We start from the raw sequence: 11,906 nt of genomic DNA, 5'->3' as shown, positions 1-11,906 counted from the left end.
TCGGTTGTGTCTTTTTCGCCATTGGGTGCTGGGTCAATACCGCTGTGAATATGCTAATAATATTAGTCATTCGCTCTTACTGGTCTTGTTTTCGGGGTTGTCTCGCTCGGGTGTGGGGGCAGACTGAAAATGTCGGGCACTTTCCGGAGAGGAAAAAGAAGAAGGCGAGGAAGAGGGATGAGTCAGAGGAAAATCGGCGAGTTCAAGCTGAAGGTGTCAAGTCTGCGGGTGCTGCCGGGTGCCCAGAATTACGAGGCTTCCGCCGCGGGTGAGGGGAAGTTCGCCGGAATTCCGGTGTCCGTCATCTTCACCCACATCGGCCAGACCCTGCCCGATGGTTCGGAGATCGCGACCTCGGAAGGCTTCCTGCGGGCCAAGGAAGGGTGCGACACGGCCTTCGTCCAGGCGATCGCCGGGTTCCGCTGTGAGGGTCAGCGCCGGCCCGGTGAGGCCCAGCGGTGGCAGGGGGCCGGGGCCTTCAAGAGCCAGTCCCAGAGGTTCATGGAACTCAACGGCAGGGTCTTCTGGCTGGAGGGGCGCCTCGACTTGGCGGCGGGCTCCTCGCATCACCAGTGGTGGGCCCTCGACATGGGATTCGACGAGGACGAGCACGGCTGAGGCATCCGAGATCTTGCGGATGCCCGCGGTGCCGCCAGGGGCTGTTCCGGCCGGGCCGGCGGAACGGTTTCGGGGTGTGGCGCTGTGCTGTGCGGGTGTGTTTCCCGCCGGGAGCCGACCGTCCTGCCGGATGACCGGCTCCCGGCGGGGGCACAGCGAGGGGTCCTCGGGGAGTGCGGCGCACGGTGTCCGGTGCCAGAGCGGGGCTCTTCCGGGGAGGGCGGGCTCGCCCGGCCGCTATGGCGGCGGTCATCGGGCTTTCCTTCCCAGGTTTGCAGCCCGGTCCGCACCTCCTGTCCGCGAGCTGGGCGGTTTGTGACTCCGGTGGAAGGCTGCACTGTTCGGCCACCGCGGCGTGTTCTTCGGTCCGGCCGATTCTGTGGGTCGGATCAGGATGAGATCGCCGTTGCGGGCATTCGCCGCCGGTGCTGCGATTCCCTGTACGGCGGGGTATGTGAGCCTGCTTGTGTAGTTGCGCACTGCCGGTCGTGATGGTGAAGGCGGAATGTTATACCCGTACTGCTGCGGTTGCCGGGGAAATCTTTTGCGCAGTGGTGTTCCCGGCGGATTCTGCATTTGCTGTCCGCGGTGATGCTTTTTCCGGGCGGGTGTGGTCGCGGATTTCAAGGTGGCATAGCGGTGAGCGTATGCGAATTGACGTGTTAATCGGTGTGCGTTTCTGGTGTGTATTGCTGCAGGAGGGTTGATGTCGTGATGCCGGTTTCCAGGGAATTGCCGATCGCGGTGGTGGGGGCGGCGTGCCGTCTGCCGGGCGGGGCGGACTCGACGGCGGGGCTGTGGCGGCTGCTGGAGCAGGAGCGGGACGCGGTGGGCGCGGTGCCGCCGCAGCGGTGGACACGCGAGGAGCTGGCGGAGCTTCCGGCCGGGGTGATCGCGCGAATGTCACAGGGCGGGTTCCTGGACGGGGACGTGTACGCGTTCGACCCGGAGTCGTTCGGGATGAACGAGCGTGAGGCGTTGCATGCCGATCCGCAGCGCCGGTTGCTGTGGGAGGTGGTGTGGGAGGCGCTGGAGAACGCGGGGATGCCGCCCTACGGGCTGGCCGGGATGCGGGTGGGGCAGTACTACGGCTGCTACATCAAGGACTACCTGGGGCGTGTGCAGCGCGGCGCGGCGGACACCGACGCCCACGCGCTCTTCAGCGTGTCCGACAGCGAATCTCCGGGCCGTGTCGCGTTCCTGCTGGATCTGCGCGGGCCGGTCATGGCGGTGGAGGGCGCGTGCGGGTCGTCGCTGATGGCCGTGCACGCCGCCTGCCAGGGGCTGTGGGCGGGGGAGGCGGATGTGGCGCTGGCGGGCGCCACACAGTTGATGCTGGACCCGGGATTCATGGCGACGTTCGCCCGGTGGGAGGGGTTTTCGCCGACAGGGCGGTCGCGGCCGTTCGACGCGGCCGCCGACGGCTATGCGCGCGCCGAGGGCTGCGGTGTCGTGGTGCTGAAGCGGCTGGCGGACGCGCTGCGGGGCGACGACCGGGTGCTGGCCGTGGTGCGGGGGACGGCGGTGAACAGCAGCGGGGCCCGCTCGCGGTTTTCCGTCACCTCGCCGCAGGCGCAGGTGGAGGTGTTTAGGGCGGCGCTGGAGCGGGCGGGGGTGGACCCGGGGGATGTGGGCATGGTGGAGGCGCACGGGCCCGGGACGCCGGCGGGGGATCCGGTGGAGTTCGCCTCGGTCGCCGAGGTGTACGGGCACGGCCGGGGGCGGTGCGCGCTGGGTTCGGTGAAGTCCAACATCGGCCACGGCGAGGCCGTGGCCGGGATGGCCGGGTTGCTGAAGGCGGTCGGCGCGGTGCGGCGCGGGGTGGTGCCGGCCACGTTGCACTTCAAGCGGTGGAACCCGGACCTGAGCCCCGACCCGGAGGGGACGAGGTTGTTCGTGCCGACTTCGATGATGCCGTGGCCCGTGAAGGGCGCGCCGAGGCTGGCGGCGGTGTCTGCGTTCGGTTACACGGGCGTCAACGGGCACCTCATCGTGGAGGCGCCCCCGCAGCACACCGCACGCGGTGCACGCCGGACCGTATCCGCCGCGAGGGCCGCGCGCACCGGCACGGTTGCGGACCCCGGGCCTGTGGCGCGGGTGTTCCTGCTGTCCGGCCGCACCCGGCGGGCGGTCGGACACAGCGCGCGCAGGCTGGCGGACTGGCTTGAGGGCGACGGCGCGAGCGTGCCGCTCGATGGTGTGGCGCACACGCTGGCGGTGCGGCGCTCGCATGCCTCCTACCGGGCCGGTGTGGTCGCCCGGGAGCGTGCGGAGCTGGTGGCGCGGCTGCGGGCCCTGCACGACGGACAGGAAACCGAGGGGGTCGCCCACGAGGAGTGCGTGCCGGGGGCCGGCGCCGCGCCGGGCCCGGTGTGGGTGTTCGGCGGGTACGGCTCGCAGCATGCGGGGATGTGCCGGGGCCTGCTGGACCGCGACCCGCATTTCACCTCGGTGATCGATGAGCTGGAGCCGCAGGTGCGGACCGAGTCGGGCTTCTCCCTGCGGGCGACGCTGGCCTCCACCGGAGAGACGGCGCGCGTGGATCACGTCCAGCCCACGTTGTTTGCCGTCCAGTTGGGGCTGGCGGCGATGTGGCGGGCCTGGGGCGTGGAGCCCGCGGCCGTGATCGGTCACTCCATGGGCGAGGCCGCGGCGGCCGTGGCCGCCGGGGCATTGAGCGTGGAGGACGGGGTGCGGGTGATCTGCCGCCGCTCCCGCCTGATCGCCACCCTGACGGGCCAGGGGCTGATGGCGTCGGTCGCGCTGGGACACCGGGAGGTCGAGCAGCGCCTGGCCGGTGAGGGTGTGCGGGGTGTGTCGGTGGCGGTGATCACCGCCCCGCACCTGACTGTCGTGGGCGGGGACACCGACGCCGTGCAGGGCCTGGTGGAACGCTGGAGCGCGGAGCAGATCGACGTATCCCTGGTCAACGTGGAGGCCGCCGGGCACACCGCGCAGATGGACCCGCTCGAGAACGACCTCCTCCAGGCCCTCGCGGGCATCCAGCCGAGGGCTGCGCGCGTGCCGTTCTACACCACGGCACTTGATGACCCCCGCGAGCGGGCGGCGTTCGACGCCGCGTACTGGTTCGCAGGCCAGCGCAACCCGGTGCGGTTCCGCCAGGCGGTTCAGGCGGCGTTCGAGGACGGGTACCGGCTGTTTGCCGAACTGGACCCGCATCCGCTGCTGACCGGTGCCGTCCGTGCCAGTGCGGGCGGCCCGGTCACGGCCGTGCCGTCCCTGCTGCGACGCCGGGAGGAGACGAGTTGCTTCCTGACGAATCTGGCGGCCTTCCACGCGGCCGGAGGAGCCGTGGACTGGTCCCGGCACTACGGGGACGGGGAGCTGGTGGACGCCCCGCCCACCACGTGGGAGCGCCGGCACCTGGAGGTGGAACTTCCGCCGTGGCGCCGCGTCAAGGGCCCCCACCCGCTGACCGGGACGCACCTGGCCGACCCGCACAGCGAGGGGCGTCACCTGTGGCAGGGCATGGTGTCGGCCGAGGGGCTGCCGTGGCTGGCCGACCACACCTTCAACGGCTCTCCCGTCCTGCCTGCCGCCGCCTTCGCGGAGATGTGCCTCCAGGCCGCCCTCGACGTCCACCGCGTCCCGCGTGAGCTGATCTGTGTCCGTGACCTGCGTCTGCACCGCGCGCTGCCCATCGCCCGGCCTGTGGCGGTGAGCGCGCACGCCACCATCACGCGCCCCGGGCAGGCTGAGTGGACCCTGGAGAGCGGGGACGCCCCCGAGAACCGTACCCGCCATGCCACCGCCCGCCTGTGCCTGGCCGACGGCGGCCCCACCGCATCCGGGCCGGGCGCCCGCGCGGACATCGACGCGCTGCTGGCCGCCCACGGCCAGGACGTCGACCCCGGCACCTTCTACGCGTTCGTGCGGGAGACCCTGGGCGGCCCGTACGGGCCGGCCTTCCGCGGCTTGCGCAGCCTGCACGGAAACAGCGACGCAGGGCACGTGAGCGTGGTCGCGGGTTTCGAGTTGCCCGATGCTGCCCGTGCGGGGTCACGGCTGCTGCACTGCCACCCGGCCGTGCTGGACACCGCCGGGCAGACCGTGCTGGCGGCGTGGTGGCGGGCCACCTCGGTGGCCGAGGGCGGGCTCGTTGTCACCCGGATCGGGGAGCTGCGCCTGTACGGTGACCTGCCGGCCGCCGGGTGGCACCATGTCGTCCTCGATGAGGCGAGCCCCTGCTCGGTGCGCGGCAGTGTGCGCGTTCTCGCGCCGGACGGAACCCTCGCGGCCGAAATGACGGACATCGAGGGGGCGAGCGTGCCCACCCAGACGCTGCAGGAGCGGTTTGCCTCCCGGCTGCTGGGCGTGCACTGGACCGAAAACGCGCTCCCCGCCACCCCCGATGGGGCGGTCACCGACTGGCTGCTGGTCCACACCGGCGAGGCGCCCGCGCTGGCCGAGCCGCTGGCCGCAGCCCTGGCCGCCACGGGAGCCCGCACCGCGCTCATCCCGGACAGCGACACCCCGACGCTCTCCACCGTCGTGCGCGAGGGCGGCAACGGCCCGGTGGGCGTGGTGTTCTGGCCCGCCACCACACCCCCGGCCGGCGGCGAGCAGGCCGTAGCGCTCGCCCGGCACAACACCACCCGCCTGCTGCACCTGGCCCAGACCCTCACCGGCCTGGACACCACACGCCAGGTGCGGCTGTGGGCCCTGACCCAAGGCGCCGAGACCGTCCACGACGGCGACGTGCCCAACCTGGCCCACGCCGGACTGCGCGGCGCCCTGCGCACCCTCGGCTACGAACACCCCCGCCTGGCCCCCACCCTCCTGGACACCGACGCCGACACCACACCCGAGCAGATCGCCCGTGAACTGCGGGCCTGCCCCGACAGCGAGGACCACATCGCCTACCGGGGCGGCCTGCGCCTGGCCGCCGCCCTGGCCCCGGCCCCCCTCACCACCGGCGACCGCCACCGCCGCACGGTCGACTTCGGCCGGGACAAGGCCGACCTGCGCCCGCGTACCGTCGGAGACCTGGACTCCCTGGAGCTTTCCGCCGGCACGCGCACGGCGCCGGGCCCGGGGGAGGTCGAGATCCGCGTCCACGCCAGCAGCGTCAACTTCCTCAACGTCCTGGCCTCCGCCGGCGGGTACCAGAAGTTCCGTGACCCGGGTGACGACGTCCTTAAGACGGCGTGGGACTGTGCGGGTGTGGTCAGCGCGGTCGGGGACGGCGTCGCCCACCTGCGGGTGGCTGACCGGGTCGCAGCCCTGGTGTCCGACGTGTCCCTCTCCTCCTCCTTGGTGAGTGTGGCCGCCGACTGGCGTGTGATGCCGGTCCCCGACGGCATGAACCTTGAGGATGCCGCTGCCCTGCCCGTCGCCTACCTCACCGCCTGGCACGGCCTGCGGACTCTGGCCAGGCTGCGCACCGGGGAGCGGGTGCTGATCCACTGCGCGAGCGGCGGTGTGGGGCTGGCGGCGGTGAACGTCGCCCGGCTGTGCGGGGCGGAGGTCTTCGCCACCGCCGGGAGCGAGGCCAAACGTGCCTGGCTGCGTGAGCTGGGGATCGAGCACGTGATGGACTCCCGTTCCCTGGACTTCGCCGATCACATCCGCCGCCTCACCGGTGGCCGGGGCGTGGATGTGGTCCTGAACTGCCTGACCGGTCCCGTGCAGGCGGCGAGCCTGGAGGTGCTGGCGCCCGGCGGCAGGTTCATCGAGATCGGCAAGAGGGACACCCGCGCCGGCACCCGCATCAGCCTGCTGCCCCTGCACCACAACGCCGCCTTCCACACGGTCGATCTCGCCAGCCCCGTGGGCCCCGGGTTCGCCGAGACGGCGGCCGCTCTCACCCGCGCCTTGCACCAGGGTGACCTGCCACCCCTGCCCGTGGCCACCTACCCCGTCACCGAGGCCGCGACGGCGTACCGCGCCATGGCCCAGGCGCAGCACACCGGCAAACTCGTCCTGACCTGGCCCAGCCACGGCACGGCCACCCTGCCCGTCCGCCCCGAGGACGTCCCCCTCGTCCGCGACGACGGCGCCTACCTCATCACCGGCGGCCTGGGCGGTCTGGGCCTGCTCGCCGCCCGCTGGCTCGCCCAATCGGGTGCCAAAACCGTCGTCCTCACCTCCCGCCGCGGCCCCACCCCGGACACCGAGCAGGAGATCGAGCACCTTCGCGCCACCGGAACCCGCGTCGAGGTCGTGCTCGGGGACATCGCCGACCCGGCCACCGCGGACAGCCTGGTCCTAGCCGCCACCGCCACCGGCCACCGGCTGCGCGGAGTCCTGCACGCCGCCGCCGTCATCCACGACGCCACCCTGGCTAACATCACCCCGGACCTCATCGACCGCGTCTGGCGCCCCAAGACCCTCGGCACCTGGCGCCTGCACGAGGCCACCCGGGACCTGGACCTGGACTGGTGGGCCCTCTACTCCTCGGCCGCCTCCACCCTTGGCAACGGCGGACAGGCCGCCTACTCGGCCGCCAACGCCTGGATGGAGGAGTTCACCACCTGGCGCCGCGCCCAAAGGCTCCCCGCCACCTGCGTCTCCTGGGGCCCGTGGGCCGAAGTCGGCGCCGGAGCGTTTATGGAGGGCCGCGGCTACGACATGATCAGGCCCGAGGAGGGCATGGACGCCCTGCGCCGCCTCCTCGCCCACGACCGGCCCCGCGCCACTTACACCCCTGCCGACACCCACCGCTGGCTCCAGGCCCACGTCACCGCCGACCGCCTCACCTACTTCGCTCCCCTCCACCACGGCGCCCAGGCTCGCGGCAGCACCCGCACCCTGCTCGCCGACCTCGCCGACTGCCCCGGCGAGAGCGAGCGCCTTGCCCTGCTCCAGCAGGCCGTCATCGACCACGCCGCCGCCGTCCTGCACCGCGACCCGGCCGGCCTGACCACCTCCACCGCGTTCAACGCCATCGGCCTGGACTCCCTGATGATCACCGGCCTGCGCATCCGGCTGGAAGCCGACACCGGCCTGCGCATCCCGCCCAGCGTCATGTGGGCCCAGCCCGACCCCGCCGCCCTCGCCGGCTATCTCCTGCACCACATCAACGCGAACAGCACCAACAACACGGGCGACGCCGCCTGACCGACCCACGCCACGACCAGGGAAGCCCGCATGCGCGACCACCTCTTCGAACCCGGCGACATCCCCCCGCTCGGCACCGTCCCCCGGAAGATGTACGCCTCCGTCATCCGCCGCGAACGCTACGGCCCGCCCCACAGCGCGTTCCGCACCGAAGTCGTGGACGTGCCCGAAGTAGGGCGCGGGCACGTGCTGGTGCTGGTGATGGCCGCGGGCATCAACTACAACAACGTCTGGGCCGCCCTCGGCAAGCCCCTCGACGTCATCTCCGCCAGGCTCAAGCGGGGAGCGCGCGAGGACTTCCACATCGGCGGCTCCGAGGCCTCCGGCGTGGTCTGGGCGGTCGGAGAGGACGTCACCACCGTCGCGGTCGGCGACGAGGTGGTCCTCTCCGGCTGCCAGTGGAACGAGACCGCCCCTGACATCCGCCTCGGCGCCGACCCCATGACCTCCGCCACCCAGCAGGTGTGGGGATACGAGACCAACCACGGCTCCTTCGCCCAGTACACCCTCGTCCACGACTACCAGTGCCACCCCAAACCGCCCCACTTGACCTGGGAGGAGGCCGCCTGCTTCCTGCTCTCCGCCGCCACCGCCCACCGCCAGCTGTGCGGCTGGCCGCCTCACGACGTCCAGCCCGGCGACCCGGTCCTCATCTGGGGCGGCGCAGGCGGCCTGGGCTCCATGGCCATCCAGATCACCAAGCTGCGCGGCGGCATCCCCATCGCCGTCGTCTCCAGCCCCCAACGAGCCCGCCACTGCCAAAGCCTCGGCGCCCACGGCACCATCGACCGCCGCGACTTCCACCACTTCGGACCCATGCCCGACCCCGCCGACAACCAGGCCCACACCCAATGGCTGGACGGGGTGCGGGCCTTCGGCCGCCGCTTCTGGGAGGTCCTGGGAGAACGCAGGTCACCGCGTATCGTCGTCGAACACACCGGCCGCGACACCCTCCCCACCTCCCTGTACCTGTGCGACAACGCCGGCATGGTCGTCACCTGCGGCGCCACCACCGGCTACCAGGCGGATGTGGATCTGCGCTACCTGTGGATGCGGCAAAAGCGCCTCCAGGGCTCGCACTTCGCCAACCTCCGCCAAAGTCGCGACGTCGTCCACCTGGCCGCCACCGGCCAACTCAACCCATGCCTGAACCTCGCCGGCGCCCTCGCCGACATCGGCACCGCCCACCAGCGCATGCACGACAACCAGCACCCACCCGGCAACCAAGCCGTCCTGATCAACGCCCCACACCCCGGCCTGACCACCCTCCAGCCCCAGCAAGACCCCACCGGCATCGCCCAGTGACCCCGCCACCGACCAGCCGCCCTGCTGGCCCAGCGGCGGCTGGTGCACCGAACCGTCCAGACCTGCCCCCGCAGCCCCGGTACGGCCGCCGAAAAGGGGCCCCGCACCCGCCCCCACCGGAGGGCGGCGACCACAGCCGCACACCACCCACCCCCGCATCACCGTGCAGGGCGACTGGGCCGCCGCCAAGGAGGACACCATGAGCCAGGCCGTACCCGTTGGCACCCAGGCTCCGCCCCGGGCGGTGGGCGTCCTCGGCATGGGCGTCTACCTGCCCCCGGGGAAGCGGAGCAACGAGGAGGTGGCACGGGACCTTAAGGTGCCGCCCGAGTGGGTCGCCGCCCGTACCGGCGTGCACACCCGGCACGTCGCCGCCCCGCACCAGGCGGCATCCGATCTGGCGGCCGAGACTGTACTGCGCGCGGCACGCTCTGCCGGGATCACCCCGGGCGACATCGGCCTGCTGGTGCTGGCCACCTCCTGCCCCGACGAACTGGGACCCGCGACCGCCTGCCGCGTCCAGGCCCGCATCGGCGCGGGTGCCGCCGTCGCGTTCGACGTCGGCGCGGCATGCTCCGGCTGGCTGTTCGCCACCCGCGTCGCCCACGACTGGCTGCGCGCCGATGCGAGCACCGGTTACGCCGCCGTCGTGGGCGTCGAGGCGTTCTCGAAATTCCTCAACCCCCGCGACCGCGCCACAGCGATGCTGTTCGCGGACGGCGCCGCCGCCGCGATCCTCGGCCCCGCCGACAACGGCTTCGCCGGTATCCACCTCGGGACGGACGGCCGCGGTGTCCACCACGCTCTCATCCCCGCAGGCGGCAGCCGCCGGCCTGCCAGCGAACACACCATCCGCGATGGCGGCCACACCATCCACACGGACAACAGGGCCATCCACGCCTTCATCACCGGCATCTTCCCGCGCCTGATCAACGACACCCTCGCCCACCACGGCCTCACCCTCGCCGACATCGACGCCGTCATCACCACCCAGCCCAGCCCCGTGCTCCTGCGCGACCTCGGCGAACGCACCGGCATCCCGCCGCACCGCCTGGTGGTCACCGGCGACGAGACCGGCAACATCGGCGCCGCCGGCGCGCCCTACGCCCTGGCCGCCGCCGCCGCACGCGGGACCATCCACCCCGGTGACCGGATCCTGCTCGCCGTCTTCGGCGGCGGACTCACCTGGGGCAGCGCCCTGCTCACCTGGACCGGCGCCACCGCCCTCGGCGTCCCTCCCCCACACACCGGCCGAGCCCCGGCCGACAGCAAGACAGAAGGAACACGGTGACGCCCACCCCGGTCATCCACGGCATCGGCATCTGCCTGCCACAGACAGTGCTGTCCAACGACGACGTGATCCGCCGCGGCCAACTCGACGTCAACGACGAGTGGATCCGCACGCGGACCGGCATCACCACCCGCCGGCAAGCACCCCCCGGCATCGCCACCGGCGACCTCGCCCTGGGCGCGGCACGCGCCGCACTCGCCTCCGCCGGCACCACCGGCACCGACCTGGTGCTCCTGGCCACCAACACCCCCGACCACCCCTGCCCGGCCACCGCCCCACGCATCGCCCACCGCCTCGGAGCCGACGGCGTACCCGCCTTCGACCTCGCCGCCACGTGCTCCGGCTTCCTCTACGGCCTGGCCACCGCCTGCGCGTTCCTGCGCTCCGGCCTGTACGGCACGGTCCTGCTCATCGCCGCGGAGACCTACTCGCGCATCGTGGACCCCTGCGACCGGAACACCGCCGCCGTCTTCGGCGACGGCGCAGCAGCCGTCACCCTGCGCCCGGGAGACCCCGACGAGCCCGGCGCCGTCCTCACCACCGAACTGGGCGCGGACGGCTCGGGCAGCGATCTGATCACCATCAAGGCGGGCGGCTCCGCTCTCCCGGCACACAGCCGGCCGCTCACCCGCGACCAGCAATACATCCGCATGCGCGGACCCCAGGTCTACCGCCACGCGGTGCGGCGCATGCACCAGTGCGCGAGTACCACCCTGGACACCGTGGGCTGGCCGCTCGAAACCGTCGAGGCGTTCATCGGCCACCAGGCCAACCAGCGCATCCTCGACGCGGTCGCCGACCGGCTCGGCATAGCCCCGCGCCACCGCCACGGCAACATCCGCGACATCGGCAACACCGGAGCCGCCTCCATCCCCCTGGCCATGGCCGCCACCGCCACAGCCGGCAGCCTACAGCCGGGCGCCCGCACCCTCCTGACCACCTTCGGAGGCGGTCTCACCTGGGGAGCAGCCGCCCTCACCTGGCCCGCCGCCACACCCGTCTCCCACCCCCACCCCGCCCCCCCGACCACCACACACCAGCAGGAGACCCCCGGATGCACGCGATCCAGCAGCTCACCGACGTACTGACCTCCACGTTCCGCGTTCCGGCCCAGGAAGTGAGCCCCGAAGCAACCCTGGACGACCTGGGCCTGGACTCCCTCGCGGCCGTCGAGCTCTTCATGACGCTCCAGGACACCTACGGCGTCACCCTGGACGACACCCACGCCACACCCGACATGTCCCTCAAAGACATCGCCCGCCTGCTGCAGAACCAGATGGACGGCCAGCAGGAGCACACGCCGTAACCGCCAGCCACCGGTGGGAGGCGACACCTCCCACTTGTCGCTGTGGTCCTGGCCACCGCCGTGTATCTGCGCCCGGCGCTGATCCAGCCCCTCATACTCGCGTGCACCCGTACAGCAACCTTGGTCGCCGTGGTCGCGGCGCTCACCGCGGCACGATGATCGGCTGTCGCCACCGCTGGCCGCCCGCCGCTGGAGCGTCCGGCCCGCGCGGCCCCGCCCCGCTGCGCCGCTGTCCGGCCGCCCCGCTGCGGCACCCGCTGCCCCGGTGGCGGTCCGCCTGGTCCGCCGCCTCCGTGCCGCGCCTGG

General features: G+C 72.3%; 6 protein-coding genes. All 6 read left to right on the top strand.

From position 1 onward, the window contains the following. Positions 1 to 177: 177 nt before the first annotated feature. The 6 genes from AB0K09_RS21745 (at position 178) to AB0K09_RS21720 (ending at position 11,600) form a co-directional block, all read left to right on the top strand. Positions 178 to 618, top strand: a complete 441-nt coding sequence (locus AB0K09_RS21745; protein ID WP_365967187.1) for a hypothetical protein — start codon at positions 178 to 180, stop codon at positions 616 to 618. A 714-nt stretch (positions 619 to 1,332) separates the two neighbouring features. Next, on the top strand, positions 1,333 to 7,698 hold the full coding sequence (locus AB0K09_RS21740; protein ID WP_366067035.1) for a type I polyketide synthase: 6,366 nt from the start codon (positions 1,333 to 1,335) through the stop codon (positions 7,696 to 7,698). A gap of 30 nt (positions 7,699 to 7,728) precedes the next feature. Then, on the top strand, positions 7,729 to 9,003 hold the full coding sequence (gene ccrA, locus AB0K09_RS21735; protein WP_366067034.1) for a crotonyl-CoA carboxylase/reductase: 1,275 nt from the start codon (positions 7,729 to 7,731) through the stop codon (positions 9,001 to 9,003). Positions 9,004 to 9,202: 199 nt separating this feature from the next. Beyond that, on the top strand, positions 9,203 to 10,294 hold the full coding sequence (locus AB0K09_RS21730) for a ketoacyl-ACP synthase III (RefSeq protein WP_366067033.1): 1,092 nt from the start codon (positions 9,203 to 9,205) through the stop codon (positions 10,292 to 10,294). Next, on the top strand, positions 10,291 to 11,382 hold the full coding sequence (locus AB0K09_RS21725) for a beta-ketoacyl-ACP synthase 3 (protein ID WP_366067032.1): 1,092 nt from the start codon (positions 10,291 to 10,293) through the stop codon (positions 11,380 to 11,382). Before AB0K09_RS21730 ends, AB0K09_RS21725 begins: the two co-directional genes overlap by 4 nt. Beyond that, a complete protein-coding gene (locus AB0K09_RS21720) occupies positions 11,349 to 11,600 on the top strand; it encodes an acyl carrier protein (RefSeq protein WP_366067031.1) in 252 nt (83 codons plus the stop codon). The genes AB0K09_RS21725 and AB0K09_RS21720 overlap by 34 nt, the downstream gene beginning before the upstream one ends. Positions 11,601 to 11,906 lie beyond the last annotated feature (306 nt).

The organism is Streptomyces sp. NPDC049577 (genome assembly GCF_040675635.1).
Lineage (GTDB): Bacteria > Actinomycetota > Actinomycetes > Streptomycetales > Streptomycetaceae > Streptomyces.
Note: the sequence above shows the minus strand (reverse complement) of the source record. Positions and strands in the feature narration are given on the sequence as shown.